The organism is Corynebacterium sp. HMSC27B11 (genome assembly GCF_001815985.1).
Classification (GTDB): Bacteria; Actinomycetota; Actinomycetes; order Mycobacteriales; family Mycobacteriaceae; genus Corynebacterium.
Genome location: NZ_KV823531.1, coordinates 21,712 through 42,606 on the forward strand (window position 1 = coordinate 21,712; position 20,895 = coordinate 42,606).

A 20,895-nucleotide genomic window follows, 5' to 3' on the forward strand; every position below is an offset into this window, starting at 1 on the left:
TTCTCAGTCCAACTAATGGGGAGCAGTTTTCATTGAGAGCCAGGCGGGGGTTGTGTGTGCTCTAGCCCCGGGCACGATCCTCCCCCTGACCATCAAACCCAACCCCAGCTCACACTAAGGGTAGGCTTACCAGCATTATGTCGAAGAGCCAGAACACCATGGATCCCCTCGCGATCAGCGCCACCCGACCCGCTTCATACGTTGATCACCAGCTGCTCGATACCCCAAGCGAGCGCGGTCATCGCATCATCCGCGCTGTGGTCTGCAGCATCAGTGCTCCGGCAAAGAATTTGCGTCGGATCGCCGTCCAGTCACCCGAACTAATGGGTTGCCAACTCTCTGGTCCTGATGAGTTCTTTGGCCTCCTCATGCCCCCGACCCCCGGCGCGCAGCTGCACCTTCCAGATCACGATGGTGGCATTAACATCCGCGCCAGCGTGGCGGCTATGCCGGAGGGGCGGCGCCCGAGTCTGCGTTGGTATACGGTCCGAATACTTGATTCCGAACGCGGAATCCTCACTTTCGATGTGGTTACGCACGGCATAAACAGCCCTGATGAGGAGCACATCGGCCCCGGGCTTTCTTGGGCGTTGAACGCCCACGTCGGCGATGACGTCGCTCTGTGGACATGCCAGGGTCTGTGGCATCGTCAGCAGACTTCCCAGACCTTGATTGCCGACCCCTCTGCAGCGCCTTCCCTCCGCGCCATCCTGGAGTACACGCAGACCTTCGCGCCCGAACAGCTACCCGAGATGCACGTGATTGTGCTTGCCGAAAGCCAGCACGACCTGGAACCGCTGCTACGTGAACACTGGCAGGACAAGGTAGGCAGCTTAAAAGTTATTCTCCGCCCTACGACAGAGTTCAGCGGCGCCACCCTGTCGCACCTTCGCCAACTCGACGAAGCCAAGCACCCCGCCACCCGCGCGTCATATGTCTGGGTCGCGGGCGAAGGAGATCTCTGCAAAGAGGTACGGCGCCACGTCATTGACTCGTGGGGTCTTAAGAGCGACTCCGTGCAATGGTGCCCGTACTGGTTCATCGGCAGGGCTCGCCCTTAGCTCGGGTCAGATGACGCCAACCCCGAGCACCTAGCCACCGCCCTCTGCGGTGTGGCGCTAGGAGGCCTGGGTGGGGTTGTCGACGACTCCTCGTGGCACGATGATCGGCGCTGTGCCACGGGGATCCTCCCACACCTCAGCGCGCAGGCCATAAGCCTCGTGGAGCACATCCTCCGTTAGCGCTTCCCGCGGTGCGCCCTTCGCGATCTTTTTCCCGCCCTTCATCACGATCATGGTGTCGCTGAAGGCACCAGCCAGGCTGAGGTCATGCAGCACCGTCACGACTGTCTTGCCCTCCCGAGCGAGCTCGCGCACGATCCCCAGGATCTCCATCGCATGCGCTGGGTCTAGGTAAGTTGTCGGCTCATCCAGCAACACGACTGGCGTATCCTGCGCCAGCACCATCGCCATCCAGACGCGCTGCCTCTGGCCACCAGAGAGCGCCGCCACATCACGAGCGGCAAGGTGGTCAGTCGCTGTTTTCTCCAACGCCTCCCGCACCTTCTTCCGGTCCTCGGAGGGCGATTCGCTCCCACCCCACAGCGCGCGCCGGTAGGGGTGCCTCCCACGCTCCACCAGCTCCCCTACCGTCAGCCCCGGCGGGCAGATCGGATGTTGCGGCAAGAGCGCGATGAGACGAGCTGCCTCGCGGGCGCCCAAGCTGTGGACGTCCTTATCCGCGACGAGCACCCGCCCCTGGCTAGGAACGAGAAGCCTGGACAGGGCCTTGAGCAGGGTGGACTTGCCACAGCCATTGGGGCCAAGCAGCGTCGTAACCTGCCCCGGCTGCGCTTCAAAAGAGACATCCTTAACGATGCTCCGGTCCTCGCTGTAGCCGACCGTCACGTGCTCGACTCGCATACTCATTGGGTCATTCCTTTCACAGTTCCGCCACGCGCGGCCGACCACACCAGCCAAATCAGCGCAGGTCCGCCGATAATCGCGGTCACCAACCCCACAGGAGCAGTAAAGGGCAACGCACCTGCCACCACCGCGCACACGGCCATGAGCGCGGATCCCGCAACAGCCGAACACAACGGATGAGGCGTAGGGGTACCGGCCACCAACTTGGCCAACTGAGGAGCCAGCAACGCGATAAAACCGATGGGCCCAACAAAGGAAACCACGACCGCAACGATGCCGGTCGCTGCGATAAGCAAGATCGAGCGCACCCCGGTGACATTCACGCCAAGGGTGGAAGCGGTGGCGTCGTCATGAGCAAAAAGTGGAAGATCGACCGCGACGACGAGACCCAAGACCACAAAAGGCAGCATGCCCAACACCATGGGCAACAACGCTTCGGTGCGTACGAAGCCGGTGGAACCAGCAAGCCACGTTTGAGCATCGGCAGCACGGGTCAGCTCTGCTTTGAGCAAAAGATACTGCACCAAGGCCTGCGTAAGAAAAGAAAGCGCCAGGCCAATGAGCACCACGCGCTGAGAGGTACCAAAGCCACCGAGCAGCATAAGCAACGCGACAATCACCAGGGAGCCGATGAGCGCGAGACCCGCACGCCACCAAAACGTCGGGATACCCTCGCTCCATGCCGGTCGGGCAAGCACTGTGCCCGCAACGACAAGCACTGCTGCGCCCCCGGAAACGCCGAGGATATCGGGGCTGGCTAGCGGATTGCGGGCCATGGCTTGAGTCCATGATCCGGCGAGCCCCAGGGCCGCGCCAACCACGACGGTGGCGATGGCCACGGGAAGGCGCAGATCCCACACAACGTTGATCGCCTGGCGCGTACCGCCACCGGTGAGAACATCAAGCACCTCAGCCGGGCTGAGCTTCACAGCCCCCTGCCCAAGAATGAGGAAATAACCGAGCACCGTGGCGGCGGCGAAGCCTAATGTCGCCAGGAAGATACGCCTGGTGCGAGCGCGCTTGACTGCGTGCAATGCCGTCATCCCGCTCACACTGCCACCTCCGCGTCTTTCGAGCCCGAAATGCCTCGCCGACGACGAACCGCCGCGACCATAATGGGCGCACAGCCGATAGCCAGAACAATCGACATCTCGAGTTCATTCGGCTGCAGCACGAAACGACCAACAATGTCTGCCAACAACGTGGCAGCGCCGCCAACCACCGCGGTGGGCACCAGCAAGCGCGTAAGCCCAGGGCCGGTGACAGGCCGCAGCAAATGCGGTACGGCAAAGCCCACAAAAGTAACAAGCCCCACGGTGGCGGTCGCCGAACCGGCAAGAATAACCACCGCAGCGGCGGCGAGCAGACGTGCTCGGGCGGGCGAGCCACCCAGGGAACGAGCCGCATCCTCACCCATGGCCAGAAGGTCCAGTGGCCGTGCCGCTAACGCCGCGCACAGCGCCCCGAGGGCTAGGCCGACAGCAGCCATCAGCACGTCATCCATACCGCGCCCTGCGGTAGAGCCGACGGTCCAGCGGCGCAGCCCCTCCAGGGTGTCGGAGGAATAGAGGCTCAGCATATTCGTGGCTGCTTGCAGGGTGAAGGTGACGCCGACGCCTACTAGCACCAGCGTCAATGGGTCGCGGGAGACCCGGGAGATAAGCAGGACGACCAGCGCGGCAATGGCCGCACCGATAAGCCCTGCCACTGCCCGGTGCCCGACCGTCGTCGCCCACCCCACGGTGAGTGAGACGGCGACCGCGAATCCCGCGCCGGCGTTGACACCAATGATGCCGGGGTCCGCCAAGGGGTTGCGTGTCCAGCTCTGCGCGATCGCTCCCGCCATGGCGAGGGCTGCGCCCGCGAACACAGCCAAGAGAGTGCGGGGCACGCGCAGGTCCCAAATAATCCCTGCCTGCTCTGCCCCGGCGGTGGAATGTGGCGCGTGGTGCGGCCCGTGCAGGAGGATGCTGGTCACCTCCCCCATCGACAGACTGCGGGCCCCTAGGTACAGGGAGGCGATCATCAAAAGCACCAGAAAAACCAGTGCGCCAAGCGTAACCGCGACAACGCACAGGGTACGCCTAGCTCCCGCACCGCCACGTAGGCGTTGTGCGGGAGAGGCGAGCGGTGAGAGCGCTTTGATCACAGAGCTTCTGCAGCTAGACCGCGTCGGAGAACTTCTCGACGGCCCACGGGATGGTCAGGGGGTTGGGCATGCTCATCGCGTTACCGACGTTTTCCTCCATCCAGTACACCTTGCCCTCGCGAACCACCTCGAGCTTGCTGAAGGTTGGATCCTTCTTCAGAGTCCCCTGGTAATCGAGCACAAAGAGGTAATCCACGTTGTTGAGCTCGTTGTAATTCTCGGGAGCGATCTCGCGGTAGAACTCACCGCCGTTGCCTTCCAGCTCCCTTGGAATGTCGAAGCCCAAGTTCTCGATGAACTGTCCTCGACCATCGCCGGAAGTGTATAGGCCAATCTTGCCCTCGTAGGGCTTGACGATAGCTGCGCGCTTGCCCTTGAGCTCGGGGTGCTGCTTTTGGAAGTCCTCGAAAGCCTTCTGCGTCTCCTCGACGAGCTTGTCACCCTCCTCCTTCTTATCCACTGCCCCCGCGATCTGGGTTACCTGGTCTCGCCACGGGATCTGCCAGTCCGTTGTCCCCTCTGGCTTGACAGTGGTTGGGGCAATGTCGTTGAGAGCCTTCTTCGCCTGCTCATCCACGGCGTTGTTCACAGCGATGATCTTGTCGGGATCGGCAGCCGAAATCTTTTCCAGTACTTCAGCAGTGAAGCCTCTACCGGTGCCGTAGACAGTTTCTGGCTTCTCGTCCCCAAGCTTGTCGGTTGCCCATGGGCCAACGCCCGAGGCATCCACATCGCCCTCCGCACCCCACGGCGCTACCAGGACAGGCTGGATTCCGAGAGCGAGCAGTGTATCGGCGTCCCCGAGCCCAACTGCCGCGATCCGCTCATTGCCTGCCCCTTCCCCTCCTGAGGCCTGCTCCTCCCCTCGCGCGCAACCGGTGAGAACGAGGGCGGATACAGCCAGAGCTGCTGTGGTCTTGATAGCCGCGCGGCGGCTCAGAGTCTTCTTCAGGAACATGTCGGGCCTTAAAGTGTGAGAGTTTTGGGTGCTTCGGCTGCAGTAAGACATCGCGGTACAAGCGACCCAAAATATCCAGAAAGATTACACCGGCAGGTCACGGGCACAGCATGACGCGCAACGCTCTCAAAACAATACCAAGGGTAGCCTAAACATACAAAGCCTCGGCTTACTCGCTGGTAGCGATACCCAAAAACTAGGCCCCCCAAGCACCACCAACAAGCCCCACCGTGTTCCACACACAGCACAACCCCCGCGCGGTTCCTCAGAAACCCGGCGGGGGTTGTGTGCGTTCGATCTAGCCTGCGCCGCCCGGAAGGACGACGCCTGCCAGCTACTTCGCGTCGATCAAGTCGATCACGCTGTGCCAGTTACTTCGCATCGATGAGGTCGATAACGAAGACCAACGTGCGGCCCGCGAGGGGGTGCGGGGTGCCAGCCGGACCATAAGCCAGCGCCGGCGGGATCGTCAGCTTCCGGCGACCACCCGTCTTCATGCCCGGGATACCTTCCTGCCAACCAGCGATCAGACCCGAGAGCGGGAACTGGATCGACTCACCGCGATCCCAGGAGGAATCGAACTCCTGGCCGGTCTCGAAGTCCACGCCCACGTAGTGCACCTCAACCATGCCGCCAGGCACAGCCTCAGCACCGTCGCCAACCACCAGGTCCTCGATCACGAGCTCCTCAGGCGCCGGACCAGACCCAGCGTCAATCTGCGGCTTCGACATTCTTTGCCACTCTCCTCACGCCAGCCTTCACAGGCCGGCAAGTTTCCTTCTCAAAAAAGCACCCCGCCCTGCCTTATGCAGGAGGCGGGGTGTCACGGCGCCGACTGTACGTAGTCGGCAAAGCTCACGCGAACCACGTTCTCACGCGGCTCGGCTAGCAGCAATTAACGGTTGAGCTTGCGCTCGCTCTGGCCGGTGTAGATCTGACGCGGGCGGTTGATGCGCGCGGTCGGGTCGTTGACCTGCTCCAGGTAGTGAGCGATCCAGCCCGGCAGACGGCCGATGGCGAACAGGACCGTGAAGAAGTCGGTCGGGAAGCCCATGGCGCGGTAGATCAGGCCGGTGTAGAAGTCCACGTTCGGGTACAGCTTGCGCTCGATGAAGTAGTCATCGTTCAGCGCGATGTCCTCGAGCTTCATAGCCAGGTCCAGGAGGTGGTCACCGCCCAGGTGATCCAGGATCTGGTGAGCGGACTCCTTCACGATTGCCGCGCGCGGGTCGTAGTTCTTGTAGACGCGGTGGCCGAAGCCCATCAGCTTCACGCCGTCTTCCTTGTTCTTGACCTTGGTCATGAACTCGTCGGCGTTGTCGCCATTAGCGTGAATGTCCTCAAGCATCTCCAGAACGGCCTGGTTGGCGCCACCGTGCAGCGGGCCGGACAGCGCGTTGATGCCACCGGCGACGGAGGCGAACATGTTGGCGTCGGAGGAACCGACCATGCGGACCGTGGAGGTGGAGCAGTTCTGCTCGTGGTCAGCGTGCAGGATCAGCAGCTTGTCGAGCGCGTCGACGACGACCGGGTCAACCTCGTAAGGCTCGGTCGGGTAGCCGAACATGCTGCGCAGGAAGTTCTCGCGAGCGTTCAGGGAGTTGTCCGGGTACATGTACGGCTTACCCTGGGAAGCGCGGTAAGCGTAGGCAGCCAGCATCGGGACCTTCGCCATCAGACGGTAGGTGTTCAGCTGCTGCTTCTCCGGGTCACGCGGATCCAGGTCGTCCTGGTAGTAGGTGGACAGAATGTTCACGGAGGAAGCCAGCACGCTCATCGGGTGAGCATCGCGCGGGAAGACGCGGAATGCGGCCTTGAAGTCCTCGTCCAGGAGGGTGTGGCGGCGGATACGCTCGGAGAACTCCTTGAGCTCATCCTCGTTCGGCAGCTCACCGTTGATCAGCAGATAGGAGACCTCGTTGAAGGTGGCGTTGTTAGCCAGGTCAGCGATGTCGTAACCGCGGTAACGCAGAATGCCGTTTGCGCCGTCGATGTAGGTGATCTCGGACTTGGTGGAGCCCGTGTTCACGTAGCCAGGGTCCAGGGTGGTCAGACCGGTTTCGGCCAGCATCTTGCCAAGCGCGACACCGTCGTTACCCTCGGTCGCCCTGACGATGTCCATTTCGTACTCTCCACCTGGGTAGTGGAGAACGGCCTTGTCCTGATTATCGGTAGCCAATTGCCATCCCTTTCTAAAAGTTCACGTGCGATATCTCCACACGCGGAGTACGTCCGTAGCTAACAGTGTATAGCGCTTGTGGCTCGTCTCGCGGCGTACACCTTGAAACTTTGCGTGCTGCGCCCGCATTAGCGGGCACCGAGCCGCCAGGCGGCTCTAGTGAAGTTCCCTGCCGCTGCCGTTCCACAGCGCCGTGGGGATACCCCAACATTCTACGTCATATGTGAGCTACGCGACATTCTTGGGGTGCGTCGCCACTACCCCCAGCGGGTGGCAGCGCCCAGAACGCCGCCCGCTAAAATGAGAACTGAACCACAAAGCCCACCGCCTCACGCGGCCACGCAGTGAGGACAGTTAGGACAGCAAGGAAGGTCCGAATCTATGGCAACCCCAAACAACGAACTGCCAACTCTGCCCCAGGAACTCATCCCCGGCGACGGCCGCTTCGGCTGCGGCCCGTCCAAGGTTCGCCCAGCTCAGCTGCAGGCCATCTCCGATAGCGCAGCCATCATGGGCACCTCCCACCGCCAGGCTGGGGTCAAGGACGTCGTCGGCAGCGTCCGCGAGGGCCTGAGCGAACTGTTCAGCCTCCCTGAGGGCCACGAGATCGTCCTCTCCCTCGGTGGCGCAACCGCATTCTGGGACGCCGCCAGCTTCGGCCTGATCCGCAACAAGTCCGCCCACCTCACTTACGGCGAGTTCTCCGGCAAGTTCGCCACCGTCTCCAAGAAGGCGCCATGGCTCGACGCCCCGGAGATCGTCGAGGCGGAGCCAGGCACCGCACCGTCCCCGTCCCAGCTGGATAACGCGGACGCCGACGTCGTCGCATGGGCCCACAACGAGACCTCCACCGGCGCGATGGTGGACGTCACCCGCCCGGCTGGCGACGCGCTCGTCCTGATCGACGCCACCTCCGGCGCTGGTGGTCTTCCGGTGGACATCGCCCAGACGGATGCCTACTACTTCTCCCCGCAGAAGTGCTTCGCCTCCGACGGTGGCCTGTGGCTCGCCGCCTTCTCCCCTGCCGCGATCGAGCGCGTCGAGGAGATCGCCGCAACCGACCGCTACATCCCGGCCTTCCTGAACCTGAAGACCGCCGTCGATAACTCCCGTAAGAACCAGACCTACAACACCCCGGCCGTCGGCACCCTGGTGATGCTCGACAACCAGGTGCAGTGGATGAATGAGAACGGCGGCCTGGACGGCATGGTCAAGCGCACCACCGAGTCCTCCAGCCACCTGTACTCCTGGGCTGAGGGCCGCGACGGCGCCAACCCGTTCGTCACCCCGGCATCCGCCCGCTCCCTGGTCGTGGGCACCATCGACTTCGACGAGTCCATCGACGCCGCGCAGATCGCCAAGATCCTGCGCGCCAACGGCATCCTGGACACCGAGCCGTACCGCAAGCTGGGCCGCAACCAGCTGCGCATCGGCATGTTCCCGGCCATCGACCCGGAGGATGTCAAGAAGCTGACCGCCGCGATCGACTGGATCCTCGATAACGGCCACGCCGCGAAGTAACTGATCCAGCGGGGCTGGTTTCTAGCCCCTCCCCTGCGCCGGCCGCGCGCCCGAGAATCACCCGGGCCCGGCCGGCGCCGACGTACCTGCCTGGGATTCGTTACCCAACAAGCACTGTGACTGCGACACACCGGCAGGCAATCTTCGTTAAAGTTGTTAAGAGTGATTTTTAGGCGTGAGGAGGCCCCAATGAGGGAACTGAAACTGGTAACGACTGACAGCGATGCTCAGTCGCTGGTTTTCGTACCCGCCGAGGCACCGGCGGGGGCTGAAACTGCCGAAGAGTTCTTCCTCGCGGTCACCGACGAACTCCGCGAGCTGCTGGGCGCGGCCGAGGGCAGCAAGTCGGGCTCCGAGCACGGCTCCGAGCAGGCTGCGGACGCGGCCGGGGTTCCGGCGGCAGACACCGAGGACCCGGGCGCCGAAGCGAAGGATGCTTCGGAGGACGACGCCGGTTCCGGTACCTCTGGTGACGGTCTGGCCGCCGCATTCTCCGAGCTGCGGGAAAACGAGTCCCGGGCCCGTGCCGAGCGCGAGCGCGCCCGCCAAACCGAGCAGGAGTCCGCAGACGAGGAGCGCGTCCGCAAGGGCTTCGGGACCAAGTCGGGCAGCGGGCGACCGCACCGCACCCGCATCGCGCTGAGCCCCCGCATCATCCAGGATCGGGTCCGCCACGGCGCCAGCATCGCGGAGCTCGCCGAGGAAGCAGACACGGACGAGTCCCGCATCGAGCCTTATGCGTGGCCCATCCTGCAGGAGCGCTCCCGCATTGCGGAGCTGGCCCGCTCGGCTCGCCCGGCCACGAGCGAGGGAACGTCCGAGCACACGCTGTGGGAGGCGCTGGCCACTGCCTTCGCTGCGCGCGAGGAGAACGTCGCCGACACCCAGTGGGATGCCCACCAGGATCAGTCCCGGCAGTGGGTCGTGACCGTCAGCTGGGCGAAGGCCGCGGCGGGGCAGACCAACACGCACTCCGCTGAGTTCCTCTTCGAGCCCTCCGCCACCGGTGGTCACAACCTGGTCCACCCGCTGGATTCCGTGGCACGCGACCTCGTGGATCCTCGTTTCTCCCAGCCGGTGCGCAGCGTGACCCCGCTGCACCCGGTGGACAATGCGGAGAGCGGTGGTGGTCACCCGGCCGCTGGCGCCCACGACCTGTTCGCCAACACCCAGGGAGGCACGACCCCCGAGCGCCGCGAGGATCAGCGTGCACCGGAGCAAGGCAATGCACCGGCCAGCGGCGAGGCCGCTGAATCGGGCGCCGAGCAGGGCGAGGATTTCCTCCTGCATCCGACCGAGGAGCAGGGCAAGAAGCGCCGCCGCAAGGCCGTTACCCCGCACTGGGAGGACGTCCTGCTGGGCGTACGCACCAATCCGAAGAAGAAGCGCTAAAGCACACCGTCGATAGGGTTAAGCCATGGCCGAAGAGACCGCGAACCCCAACCAGGGTGTCGTCATCACCCAGCCGCACACGCTGGTCACCTTGTGGTTCGTTAACGCGGCGGATCCCCGCAGCGTGTTGGACGCCGAACCCGCCCCCGACCGTGGCTTCGCGCGCAAGTACCTCGCCCAGGTCAACCCGGCCTGGCCGCTGACGCACATCGGGGACTTCGACATGACGCGCAGCACCTCACCCGATGTCCATGAGTTCTACATCGGCGCGTTCCCCGAGGTCTCGGTCGTGCAGACGATCATGCCGGGCCTACTGCGCCTCTCCGAGATCCCGGAGAGCTACCGCAACCTCGTCGCTGCCGCGGACGTGTATGCCACGGCCTACGTGCCCGAGGACGCCGGCGAATCCGAGGACTCCCAGACCTACGCTGGTCTGGGCGGATTCGCCCACTGGTCCGGCGGCACCCTCAAACGGGCGTTCAGCGCCACCCGGGAGAACATCCTGGAGGACGTGGGCCTTCCGATGCCCTTCGAGATGCCCTTCTGGGAGGGCAACGCCGAGGCCACAGGCATCCAGCTGCCGTTTATCCCCCACGAGATCGCCGCGGCCGCCGCCGAGGAGTGGCTGGGGTTCCGCACCGACGGCTCGGGCCCCAGCATCCACATCAGCGCCTTCGCTACCGACGGTCGGCCAGAGACGAAGTCGCGGGCCACCGATCCTGCCCGCCTTAGCGGAGCGCGTTCGCAGTCCGCCGAGGACTCCGGACTGTCCGGCACAGACGACGGCGCCAGCTACGACGACTACACCCCGGGTGGCACATCGAACACTGAGGTCAAGCCAGCAGCCGAGCTCGCGAAGGACGTCGCCGCCGCCACCGGTAGGCTCGCCGTGCGCGGCGCCAAGCAGGCCTGGGGCGGCCGCTACGGGATCAAGAACATGGGCCGCAAGCTCCGCGACGAGGCCCAGCGCCTGGCGCGCAATAGCGGGCGGAACTAACGCACGCGTCGGCCTGCCCCAGTCACCGCCGCCGTCCCCCTAGTAGCGGCTGGCGTAGAAGCCGATGGCGGCGGCCGTCGCCACGTTCAGCGAGTCCGTCCCCGGCATCATCGGAATTTTCGCCCGCATATCGGCCGCGCGCATCGCGTGCTCCGTCAAACCCGGACCTTCGGCACCAACCATGATCGCGATGCGCGCCCCCTCCCCCTGCTCGCGACGCACCGCGAGCACCGCGTCCGCCAAACTCAGCTCCGTGTCCGGGGTCATCGCGATGATCTGAAAGCCTGCCTCCCGGACCGCGTCCAGGCCGTGCTGCCAGTTCGTCGTCTTGCCCGAAAAACGCGCCCACGGCACGCGCAACACGTGCCCCATGCTCACGCGTACCGCGCGACGATACAGCGGGTCAGCCGTTGCCGCACCAAAAAGCACCGCATCGACCCCCAGGCCCGCGGCGTTGCGGAAGAGCGCACCAATATTCTCGTGGTCCCCCACGCCCTCCAGGATGGCGATCACGCTCGGCCCAGCGGGAATATCCGCCAGGACCTCCGGAACCGTGCGTTCCGGGATGCGGTCCGCCGCGGCTACGAGTCCGCGGTGCATGTCGAAGCCCGCAACCTCCCGCAGCACCTCGCGGGAGACCTGGTAGACCACTGGTCCGCCGGCCGGCTGGGCGGCCGAGCAGGTGACGTCCTGAAGAACGGAGAGCTTGCCCTCGAAACCGACCACCGACCGCACCGGGTACCCCGAGGACAACAGTCGTGGCACGACCAGCGAGCCCTCCACGATGACCAGCCCCTTGCCGCCCGGCAGGTCGGGCCGGGAATCCGAGGAATTGAGGTCCCGGAAATCGTCTAGCCGCGGGTCTGCCGGGTCGGTGATGGCGATCGGGGCCAGGTGCACTAGTTAATCGCCCCCAGGATCGGATCCACCGCGAAGTACACGACGAACAGGGCGGCCACGACGTACAGCAGCGGGTGGACCTTCTTCGCGCGGCCCGCGATCACGGACATCACCACGTAGGTCACGAAGCCCACGCCGATGCCGTTAGCGATGGAGTAGGTAAACGGCATGACGACGATCGTCAGGAACGCCGGGAGCGCGATAGAGAAATCACCGAAGTCGATGTCCTTGATCTGCGACATCATCATCGCACCAACGATCACCAGCACGGGTGCCGCGGCCTCGATCGGGACGATCTCGTACAGCGGGGTGAGGAACATCGCGGCGAGGAACAGCAGGCCGGTGACGACGTTCGCCAGGCCGGTGCGGGCGCCGTCGGCGATACCGGAGGCGGAGTCCACGAAGACGGTGTTGGAGGAGGCAGATGCCGCGCCACCGACGACCGCACCTGCGCCCTCGACGACCAGGGCGGTCTTCAGGTTCGGCAGGCGGTCCTCGTCATCCATGAGATTGGCCTGCTTGCCGAGCGCGGTCATGGTTCCCATGGCGTCAAAGAAGTTCGCGAGCACCAGAGTGAACACCAGCAGAGAGGCCGCGAGCACGCCCACTCGAGAGAAAGCGCCGAGGAGGTCAACCGCACCCAGCAGGGAGAGGTCCGGCAGGCCGCCCACGGAGTCCGGCAGAGTTGGCACGGACAGGGACCAGCCCTTCGGGTTTGGCTCGCCGTTCTCGAAAGACGCACCCGACGGCGCTAGGGCCTCGATGACGACCGCAATGATCGTGTTGATGACGATGCCGATGAACAGGCCACCGCGGACCTTGCGGACCACGAGCCCGCCACAGATCAGCAGACCGAGGACGAAGACGAGGGTGGGCCAGGTAGCGATCGAGCCGTTGATACCCAGGGCGACCGGGACGGTGGTGCCAGCAGCATCCGGGACACGTCGGACGAAGCCGGAGTCCACCAGGCCGATCATGGCGATGAACAGGCCAATACCCACGCCGATCGCGGCCTTCAGGCTGGCCGGGATCGAGTTGAATACTGCTTCGCGGAAGCCCGTGACGGCCAGGAGCACGATGATGATGCCGTCGATAACCACCAGGCCCATGGCCTCTGGCCAGGTCAGCCCCTCGGTAGCGACGAAGGTCACCGCGACCAGGGTATTAATGCCCAGGCCCGCGGCGATACCGAAGGGGTACTTTGCGATCACACCAAAAGCAATGGTCATCACGCCGGCAGCGAAGGCCGTCACCGCAGCGACGCGGGAGGTGCCCAGGACGTCGCCGTTGACGTCCGCTCCCGTACCCAGGATCAGCGGGTTCAGGATGATGATGTAGGCCATCGCGAAGAACGTGACCACACCACCGCGGATCTCGTCGGGGATGGTGGAGCCACGCTCCGTGATGTGGAAGAAGCGATCCAACCCGCTACGGGCGGGCTGTTGCGATGGAGCCGAATCTGATGAGGCGGCGGAGGTGGACATGGACGCGCAAAATCCCTTCGGACGCAGTGTTATTTCGCCTAAGAGATTCTCACTTCGGCCCAAGATTCTGCAACTAACACCCTCATTGACACACAGGTGACCGGGGCTGCGGTCAGAGCTTGCGCGGAACCCTACCTACGGGTGGCCGGGGATACTGCAACAACCGCGCCAGACGTTGCGCCGACCGTAGTGCCTTTAGATTCCGTCGTCGAAGGCGCCGTACTCGCGGCCACCGGTGGAGTCGAACTCCTCCTTCGTCTCCGAATGCGCGCCGCAACCGTAGGTCGCGTGCACCACGCGCCCATCGGCGGAATACTCGTTGGTGCACATGCCGAACTGAGTATCGGGGTTATTAATCGGTAGGTAGAAAGCGCAGGTCTTGCAGCTCATCGCTGCCTTCTCCGCGAACTCGGAGTTCGGCCCGAAGTTGCCCTTACGCCACCGCTGCAGGGTCTCGGCCAGGCCCTTCGCACTCAGCGCCTGCGGTGCCTTCTGGTTGCGCGGAAAGTTCTCCAGCTCAGCGCGCCGGTCCTTCGCCAGCTCGTCCCAGGACGCTAAGCGCTCGTCGTCTTCCCGGGGCGGAAGCGTATCGCCGGGGCCCAGGTCCCCCGGGCGCACGCGGTCCTCGTAGGGAACCCACTCGGGTGCGAGTTCGGCCTTCGCCCCTGCCTGGAGGGCGACCTCGTTGACGGTGATCTCCTGGCTGCCCGGCACCGCGGCGAGCACCGCGATCCATTCCCAGTCCTTATATCCGGGAGTGAGGCTCGCGAAGCGGTGGATGGCCACGTGCCCGGAGTCCTGCCCCTGGCGCGGCGGAACCTTCACTCCGAGGTGCTCGCCCACCTCCCCCTCGGCCGCCTCGGTGATTACCTCCCGGGCGATCTCACGGGCCTCGGCGCTGAAGAGCAGCTGGTCGCGCTGTTTCTTGTGCTTAGTCATCTCCCCCATTATGCCCTGCACGTCACCAAGCGGGGCACAGCCGAGCGCCTGGGGCACAATGGAGGCCATGACCATTGCAGCTTTTGCCCGTTCTGCGCGCCGGCCTGCCCGGCTGACGATCGGTGCGGTACTCGCCGCTGGCCTGCTGACCGGCTGCGGTTCCGCGGGCGACGAGGACGCGCAGGTCGCCGGGCCCGCCACGGCTGCGGAAGATGCCCGGCAGCCGGAGCAGCTCAAGGCCACCGTGATCGCCGAGCACCCGTGGGACGCCACCAGCTTCACCCAGGGCGTGGAAGTCGTGGACGAGGGGACACTCCTGGTGGGTACGGGCCGCAACGGCGAATCCCGGATCTACCACAGCACCATCGACGGCGAGCAGTCCAATAGCCACGACCTCGACCGCCGCTACTTCGGCGAAGGAGTCACCCGCCACGTCGATAAGGACGGCCACGCCACCGTCTGGCAACTGACATGGAAGGAAAACACCGCATTCCGGCGGGACGCCGACACCCTCGAGGAAGTGGACCAGGCCCACTACGACGGTGAGGGCTGGGGAATCTGCTCCACCGGAGAGCAGCTGGTGATGAGTGACGGATCCGGCACGCTGACCTTCCGCGATCCGGAGAGCTTCGCCGCCACGGGCAGCGTGAACGTCACGCACGGTGGGGAACCCACCACCATGCTCAACGAGCTCGACTGCCGGAACAACGAGGTCTGGGCCAACGTCTGGCAGAGCAATGAGATCTACCGCATCGATCCGACGACTGGGGAGGTCACCGGGGTCGTGGATATGACGGGGCTGGTTCCCACCCCTCGGCAGGCCGGGGTCGACGTCCTCAACGGCATCGCCCACGTACCTGGAACCGACCGGTTCTACCTGACCGGGAAGCTGTGGGACACGATGTATGAGGTCACCTTCGACCCTGCGTAGGGGCTACGGGGTCGCCGACCCCGCACCCCTCCCCCCCCCCTATTGCGCCCTGCGGGGGGTGCGTTGGGCGATGGCGGGCGCTGCGACTTTGCGTCAGGCTAAGTTCGCCTAGCATGAATAGCCGTGAACGCTTCTAACTCTCAACCGCGCCCCGAGGACACCGAGCAGTTCCTCAAGCGTGCCAACGCGAGCACGCCGACCCCGGCGGAAGGCGCACCGCAGCGCTCCCGCCCCAGCGCGAAACAACGCCGTAAGGCCGAACAGCGCAAGCAACTGATCACCATGCTGAGCATTCTCGCCCTCGTCGTGGTGATCGTCGGCGCCGTGCTGGGGGTGAACTGGTGGCAGAACAACCGCGAGGGCACACTTCCGGAAGACCAGCGCGTCGTCGCCGTCGTCGGGGATGAAGAGGTAGAAATCCCACCGTATTCGGCCTGCGAGATCGACGACCCCGACTGCGAGCCAGGAAAGCCTTTCGAGCTGGACTTCAAGGGCCACGAAGAGGTCACCCTGCGCATCCCGGAGGACGTCTACGACCACGACTGGGCAATGCTCAGCATCTTCGATGATCCGGGCGCGAACGACGAGCAGTACCACAAGGCCAACGAGACCACCGAGACCACGGTGCGCCTGAAGTCGGAGAAGAAGAAGTCCGACGGATCCAACCCCGAGCTCACCGTGGTGGAAATCCACTCCCTGCTCGTCGGTCGCGACGCTGAAGGCGAGGAGACCCCCGTGGCCACGGTATGGGCCATCTCCCCGGCCGGAAAATAACAGCCAGAGCAAAAGGAACGCCCCGGCATTGCCGGGGCGCAAGGGTGTTATTAGGGGCTAACGGGGGTTAGGAATCGAGCTCGCGCGCGATAGTGCGAAGAATCTCTACGATCTGGCGAGAGTCACGGCGATCCGGTCGGCGCCCCGCCTGCAGGACCGGAACAACCTCGGAGTCCAACAGGTTGATGGTGTCCTGCACCATGCCAGCCAGCTGCTCTGGCTTAAAGCGGTGCTGGGCGCGGCGGGGACCGGCGTCCAGAATGGTCAAGCTGAGCGCCTGTGGTCCGCGACGGGCAGCCACAAACTCATATTCCACGCGCTGACCTGGGACGAGTTCCGTGACCCCCTCGGGCAGAACCTGGCGGCCGACGTAGACGTCCTCCTCACCAGGATTGGATACAAAGCCGAAGCCCTTGTCGGCGTCGAACCAACGAACTTTACCGACTGGCATGTTGCCTCACCTTTCTTCTCTTCCTTACCTTGGCGCGCTGTGCGGTCTTTCCCGCGAGGCTTCACGCGCCGTGGGGCGGATGCCGCAAGCAACGTCCGCACGGTGAATGTGCGATCCCGCCCAGTGTTAAGCCTCCAGGATACCCGCTTCTGCGCGCACCCCTGGGTTACTGAAGAAGCTGAAATTAGCAGGCTGGCTCAGCGAGTGCACAATCCGTAATGCAGGCCACTGCGTGTGGCATCAATGCTCCGAGAACCCACCCTGCCCGGTGAAACACGTCACAATCCAGGAAAAAGTTACGATTCGTTATTTTCCATTAACCAGCAGGTCAGAGGCATTTTATGAGGACGCCCCGCAGGGCGCACGGCGGGTTTTCTTTCCGAAGAACGTGACTATTTCGTTATAAACGGCTAGCGTGTGTTCTCAGCACAGAGCAAAAGCTCACAGCGTCGCGCAGAATCGCACGGCGCACCATTGAAGCAAGAGAACACGAAACGAACGGTTTTCGGCCTGGTCACGGGACCGGCCACCGGAAGGGAAACTCAAGAAAAAATGGGACGCCACTCGAAGCGCAACTCCATCTCCACCGTCGGCCGCATCGCCGTCGCAGGTGCCGCACTCTCCGCAGGCGCCGCTGCTTTCGCACCGGCAGCCTCCGCTGCGCCGGACTCTGACTGGGATCGTCTGGCTCAGTGTGAGTCTGGCGGCAACTGGCAGATCAACACCGGCAACGGCTACCACGGTGGCCTGCAGTTCTCCCCGTCCACCTGGAACGCATACGGTGGCCAGAAGTACGCACCGTACGCATACCAGGCAAGCCGTGAGCAGCAGATCGCCGTCGCCGAGAAGGTCCTGGCAGGCCAGGGCTGGGGCGCATGGCCGTCCTGCTCCGCACAGCTGGGCCTGAACTCTGCCCCGACCCAGCGCGACGTGCCTGCGAAGAAGGCTGCACCACAGGCTACGACCAAGAAGGCTGTTTCCCAGCTCGCCCAGCAGAAGGACGTCCTGGCGATCGATAAGGTCTACCAGCAGATCGTCGAGCGCTTCGAGGCTGCCGGCCTGGCAGTCCCGGCACCGGTCGAGGAGTTCTACAAGGCTCACCGCGTGAACCTCAACAACCACCTCAACGCGCACAACGCCCGCGTTGCTCAGGCACAGCAGATCCTGAACCAGTTCGGCCTCTAAGCTCAACGCTTCAGTCCGAACAGCACACAGCCCCGGCTAGCGAGGAAAACTCGCCGACCGGGGCTGTTGTAATTGCTAGCCGCTCCTGCCCGTGGCAGCTATCGCTTAACGCTGGCGGTTAGAAACGCGAAATCCGCCGTGGGGAGCTTGAACCCCACGGCGTGAAAACGCTATTAGCGGTTGATCACCGTGTCTGGGTGGACGTACGGGAGAGTGGAGGAGTCCACCGGCCACTCGATCTCGCCGTAAGGGGAAAGAGCGCCTGCCGAGAACGCCACCAGCTCGGTGACAGCGTGCTGACCCTCTGGAATATCAGTCGGCCACGCCGGGTCTACATAGCCTTTTTTCTTTTCAACGTTCGCCATAGTTTGAGTTTCTCACATCACACCGAAAATCGCACCATAGGAGGCGAAAAACAGCTGACCGGTCCACCCGTTTGGGAAAGCCCGCGCTTCGCTGCCGACGGACGCAGGCGGGGCCAGTCCATTAGAATGGTTTGCCTATGACTGCCCCCGACTCTCCCCGTGACGATGCATCGAACCCTCCCCTCAGCTATCCCGCATGGCTGCTGGGGCAGGATTACGCGTCGCTAGCCGGGCTCCTGGGCAGGCTCCACAGCCGCGGGGCGATTGACCTGCTCGCCCCCACTCCCCTCTCCGAGCTTGGATCCACCGCCCGCGGGGCGTCCTATTACGCAGGTTCCGACACGCTGGCTGGTGCGGCGGGCGCGTTGGACGAGACGCTGCTCGACAGCGCCAGCATTCGCTTCCTCTCCGCCATCGAGCTGCTGGTACTGCACGCCGGCTTCGAACTAGACGCAACTCACGACTGGGTCAGCGCCAGCGACATCATTGCGACCGCCACAGAACTACTGGACATCGCTGGAACGCCGGCCGAGCGCCGCCCCAGCCAGGCGGATCTGCTGGCAGCCATGCGCTCCTGCGCGTCATGGGGCCTGGTCTACGGCCCCCAGTGGTCGCTATCCCCCGACTCAGGCCAACCGTCCAGCTCCGATGCCCTGGACGAGCTTCTACTCAAACTGCCCGGCCCCCTCACAACCATGTTTCACCCCTCGGTCCGGGAACTGTGGCGGCTTGCTGACTGCAACCGCTGCCCCATCCCCACGGCGGAGCTACCCGACACGGTGGAGGCCCTCCCCGACCGCCAGCGCCGATTGCTCAGCACCCTCAACAACGCGGGCGGGGTGGGCCATTCCGAATCCCTGCGGCCGGGCGCAGACCCCGACCAGCCACTGCCCACCTTGGTGCGCACCGGGATCTTGGACCAAATCGATGAGAACACCGCCCGGTTAAGCGGCCGAGTCGCCCAGTACCTACGGGGCACCCTGATCGCCGAACCCGGCGGAGACTTCCGCCCGGCGCGCCCTATCAACCGTTCGACCGGCGAGGCCGGCCCCCATGTCCCGGCAGCTGTCGAGGATTCGGCGTCCGAGCCTTCGACCACCGACCCGAATAGTCAGGCCTCGGCCACGGCGGTCGCGAATGTCATCCAGACGATTCAGGACTTAACCGAACTACTGGAGGAACTGGGGTCCGAGCCCATTCAGCCGCTGATGTCCGGCGGCATTGGGGTCCGTGAAATGAACCGCATCGCTCGCCGCTGGGGCACCGACTCCGATGAGGTGGCCCGCCGCCTCACGCTGGCTTACGAGGCAGGCCTGGTGGACCTTGGTTTTGCACACCCACCCGCCGGAGACGGCCCAGTCTGGGCTCCGACCGAGCCAGCCATGGACTTCCTTGAAGCCTCCCTGGCTACCCAGTGGGCGATGCTGCTGCTCGGTTGGCACGCTAGCCCCTACGCCCCCTGGCATGCTGAGGCGCTGGATGTCCGCGCCTTCCAGGAGGAGTTGCTGGACCCGAATGCGGCTCACCTCCGCCAGTTGTTTCCCTTCCTTTTTAGGACGCCAACGGGCGCGACGACAACCACCGCGCAACTCGCTGATCAGCTGTGGCGTGTGCAGCCTTTCCAGGCCTGGGGCACGACCGCGGAGGGGCTGGAGGCGATCGTCGCGGAGTCGGTGGACCTGGGGCTCACCGCGTTGGGAGAACCCACGGCAGCGCTGTCGGCTTTGAAGCTAGCCCGCGAGGCCGCTGAGGCTCGTGCCGCCCGATCCGCAGCCGCGGCTGCCCACGCCCCAGATGACGTCAGCGCGGCGGAGGATGACAACGATGACGACGACCCCGTCCCTGCGCTGGCAGCAAGCCTGGACGAGCTGCTGCCTTCCCCTGTCAAGTACCTCATCATCCAGGGCGATCACACCGTCATGGCCCCGGGCCTGCTGGCTCCGGCAGACGCGGCGATGCTGCGAGCCATGGCAGTGCAGGAATCCTCCGGCATCGCCTCGGTCTGGCGGATCACGAAGGCGAGCCTGCAGTCCGCGTTCCGTACCGGGCATCGCAGCGAGGAGGTCTCAGAGTTCCTCTCAACCATGACCCCGGGCGGGCTGCCGGCGGTGCCGCAGTCCATCCGGTACCTCATCGAGGATGCCGAGCGAGGCCTTGAGCTCTCGGGCAGCACCCCGGAGGATGCCTCGGCCAGCGGCCGCAGCTCCGTGCCGCACCGCCTGCAAGGAAGGTCAGGCCGGCATTCCGACTCGCAGCTGCGGGAGGCCATCGCAGCCGAGATCGAAAGCTACCGACGGGCCGCGAGCGTCGAGAGCGAGGCCCACGAGGGCGACGAAGTCACGCTGACCGAGCCCCGCGCCGCGCTGTCCGCGCTGCGTCAGGCCTATGCCGCGGGCCACCAGGTGCGCCTGAGCTACGCAGAGGCGGATGGTTCTACGGTGAGCGCGTGGATCTCGGTGGTGATGGTCACTGCCTCGCAGATCACCGCAGTGACCGAGCCGGATGGCGAGACCTTCACGGTGCACCCGCACCGAGTGGTCGCAGTCTCCGTCCCTTCGCGCTAGCCTGAAGTTTTGACGCTTTTCGGGTCGGCTCAAGCAGCAGACCCGGAATACAAGTGTTTCTGCCCCGGCGCGACCGTTTTCCGCACCGCCGGGTCACACGTCTTCCAAGGAAAGGACAACGGCTTTGCCCATCGGCGACGGCCCCTTGATCGTGCAGTCGGATAAGACCGTGCTGCTGGAA

Annotated in this window: 19 protein-coding genes; 8 read left to right on the forward strand and 11 right to left on the reverse strand. The window is 64.5% G+C overall.

Features of this window, described 5'->3' with window-relative positions; genetic code table 11:
• Positions 1-137 precede the first annotated feature (137 nt).
• Positions 138-1,061 carry a siderophore-interacting protein gene (locus tag HMPREF3097_RS00105; protein ID WP_070759952.1) on the forward strand — a complete coding sequence of 308 codons (924 nt, stop codon included), beginning with the start codon at positions 138-140 and terminating at the stop codon, positions 1,059-1,061.
• 57 nt (positions 1,062-1,118) lie between these two features.
• On the opposite strand, the gene HMPREF3097_RS00110 is transcribed toward HMPREF3097_RS00105, so the two are convergent.
• From HMPREF3097_RS00110 to HMPREF3097_RS00135, 6 genes are all read right to left on the reverse strand, one after another.
• Positions 1,119-1,928, reverse strand: coding sequence for an ABC transporter ATP-binding protein (locus HMPREF3097_RS00110; RefSeq protein ID WP_070759954.1), 810 nt, complete (start codon positions 1,926-1,928; stop codon positions 1,119-1,121).
• Positions 1,925-2,968: a FecCD family ABC transporter permease gene (locus tag HMPREF3097_RS00115; RefSeq protein ID WP_070758460.1), complete on the reverse strand. Its 1,044-nt coding sequence runs from the start codon at positions 2,966-2,968 to the stop codon at positions 1,925-1,927. Before HMPREF3097_RS00115 ends, HMPREF3097_RS00110 begins: the two co-directional genes overlap by 4 nt.
• 5 nt (positions 2,969-2,973) lie before the next feature.
• A complete protein-coding gene (locus HMPREF3097_RS00120; RefSeq protein WP_246818022.1) occupies positions 2,974-3,951 on the reverse strand; it encodes a FecCD family ABC transporter permease in 978 nt (325 codons plus the stop codon).
• Between the two features lie 136 nt (positions 3,952-4,087).
• Positions 4,088-5,032, reverse strand: coding sequence for an ABC transporter substrate-binding protein (locus HMPREF3097_RS00125; RefSeq protein WP_070758438.1), 945 nt, complete (start codon positions 5,030-5,032; stop codon positions 4,088-4,090).
• Between the two features lie 371 nt (positions 5,033-5,403).
• On the reverse strand, positions 5,404-5,763 hold the full coding sequence (locus HMPREF3097_RS00130; RefSeq protein ID WP_012360792.1) for an FKBP-type peptidyl-prolyl cis-trans isomerase: 360 nt from the start codon (positions 5,761-5,763) through the stop codon (positions 5,404-5,406).
• A 164-nt stretch (positions 5,764-5,927) separates the two neighbouring features.
• Positions 5,928-7,211 (reverse strand): citrate synthase, encoded by a 1,284-nt coding sequence (locus HMPREF3097_RS00135; protein WP_083317903.1) that lies wholly within the window; start codon positions 7,209-7,211, stop codon positions 5,928-5,930.
• A 381-nt stretch (positions 7,212-7,592) separates the two neighbouring features.
• Here HMPREF3097_RS00135 and serC point away from each other — a divergent pair, with 381 nt between their 5' ends.
• The 3 genes from serC to HMPREF3097_RS00150 all read left to right on the forward strand — a co-directional run bounded on the left by serC (position 7,593) and on the right by HMPREF3097_RS00150 (position 11,121).
• Positions 7,593-8,732: a phosphoserine transaminase gene (gene serC, locus HMPREF3097_RS00140; protein ID WP_070759956.1), complete on the forward strand. Its 1,140-nt coding sequence runs from the start codon at positions 7,593-7,595 to the stop codon at positions 8,730-8,732.
• Positions 8,733-8,921: 189 nt separating this feature from the next.
• A complete protein-coding gene (gene sepH, locus HMPREF3097_RS00145) occupies positions 8,922-10,124 on the forward strand; it encodes a septation protein SepH (protein ID WP_070759958.1) in 1,203 nt (400 codons plus the stop codon).
• Between the two features lie 25 nt (positions 10,125-10,149).
• Positions 10,150-11,121 (forward strand): DUF6928 family protein, encoded by a 972-nt coding sequence (locus HMPREF3097_RS00150; RefSeq protein WP_012360796.1) that lies wholly within the window; start codon positions 10,150-10,152, stop codon positions 11,119-11,121.
• 39 nt (positions 11,122-11,160) lie between these two features.
• On the opposite strand, the gene HMPREF3097_RS00155 is transcribed toward HMPREF3097_RS00150, so the two are convergent.
• The 3 genes from HMPREF3097_RS00155 to HMPREF3097_RS00165 form a co-directional block, all read right to left on the reverse strand.
• Entirely contained in the window at positions 11,161-12,021 is an 861-nt protein-coding gene (locus HMPREF3097_RS00155) for a TrmH family RNA methyltransferase (RefSeq protein ID WP_012360797.1), read from the reverse strand.
• Entirely contained in the window at positions 12,021-13,505 is a 1,485-nt protein-coding gene (locus HMPREF3097_RS00160; RefSeq protein ID WP_070759960.1) for an NCS2 family permease, read from the reverse strand. The genes HMPREF3097_RS00155 and HMPREF3097_RS00160 overlap by 1 nt, the downstream gene beginning before the upstream one ends.
• 195 nt (positions 13,506-13,700) lie before the next feature.
• Entirely contained in the window at positions 13,701-14,519 is an 819-nt protein-coding gene (locus HMPREF3097_RS00165) for a DUF3027 domain-containing protein (RefSeq protein WP_070759962.1), read from the reverse strand.
• Between HMPREF3097_RS00165 and HMPREF3097_RS00170 the strand changes: the two genes are divergently transcribed.
• Positions 14,503-15,375 (forward strand): glutaminyl-peptide cyclotransferase, encoded by an 873-nt coding sequence (locus HMPREF3097_RS00170; RefSeq protein ID WP_070759964.1) that lies wholly within the window; start codon positions 14,503-14,505, stop codon positions 15,373-15,375. The two genes, HMPREF3097_RS00165 and HMPREF3097_RS00170, sit on opposite strands and share 17 nt — an antisense overlap.
• 123 nt (positions 15,376-15,498) lie before the next feature.
• On the forward strand, positions 15,499-16,149 hold the full coding sequence (locus tag HMPREF3097_RS00175; RefSeq protein ID WP_070759966.1) for a DUF2771 domain-containing protein: 651 nt from the start codon (positions 15,499-15,501) through the stop codon (positions 16,147-16,149).
• Between the two features lie 67 nt (positions 16,150-16,216).
• Here the strand turns inward: HMPREF3097_RS00175 and HMPREF3097_RS00180 are convergent, their stop codons facing one another.
• Positions 16,217-16,600, reverse strand: a complete 384-nt coding sequence (locus HMPREF3097_RS00180; protein ID WP_015381883.1) for a cold-shock protein — start codon at positions 16,598-16,600, stop codon at positions 16,217-16,219.
• Between the two features lie 552 nt (positions 16,601-17,152).
• On the opposite strand from HMPREF3097_RS00180, the gene HMPREF3097_RS00185 reads away from it, so the two are divergent.
• Positions 17,153-17,785, forward strand: coding sequence for a resuscitation-promoting factor Rpf1 domain-containing protein (locus HMPREF3097_RS00185; RefSeq protein ID WP_070759968.1), 633 nt, complete (start codon positions 17,153-17,155; stop codon positions 17,783-17,785).
• Positions 17,786-17,958: 173 nt separating this feature from the next.
• On the opposite strand, the gene HMPREF3097_RS00190 is transcribed toward HMPREF3097_RS00185, so the two are convergent.
• A complete protein-coding gene (locus HMPREF3097_RS00190) occupies positions 17,959-18,150 on the reverse strand; it encodes a hypothetical protein (RefSeq protein ID WP_012360804.1) in 192 nt (63 codons plus the stop codon).
• A gap of 137 nt (positions 18,151-18,287) precedes the next feature.
• Here HMPREF3097_RS00190 and HMPREF3097_RS00195 point away from each other — a divergent pair, with 137 nt between their 5' ends.
• A complete protein-coding gene (locus tag HMPREF3097_RS00195; protein WP_070759970.1) occupies positions 18,288-20,714 on the forward strand; it encodes a helicase-associated domain-containing protein in 2,427 nt (808 codons plus the stop codon).
• The last annotated feature ends 181 nt before the right edge of the window (positions 20,715-20,895 follow it).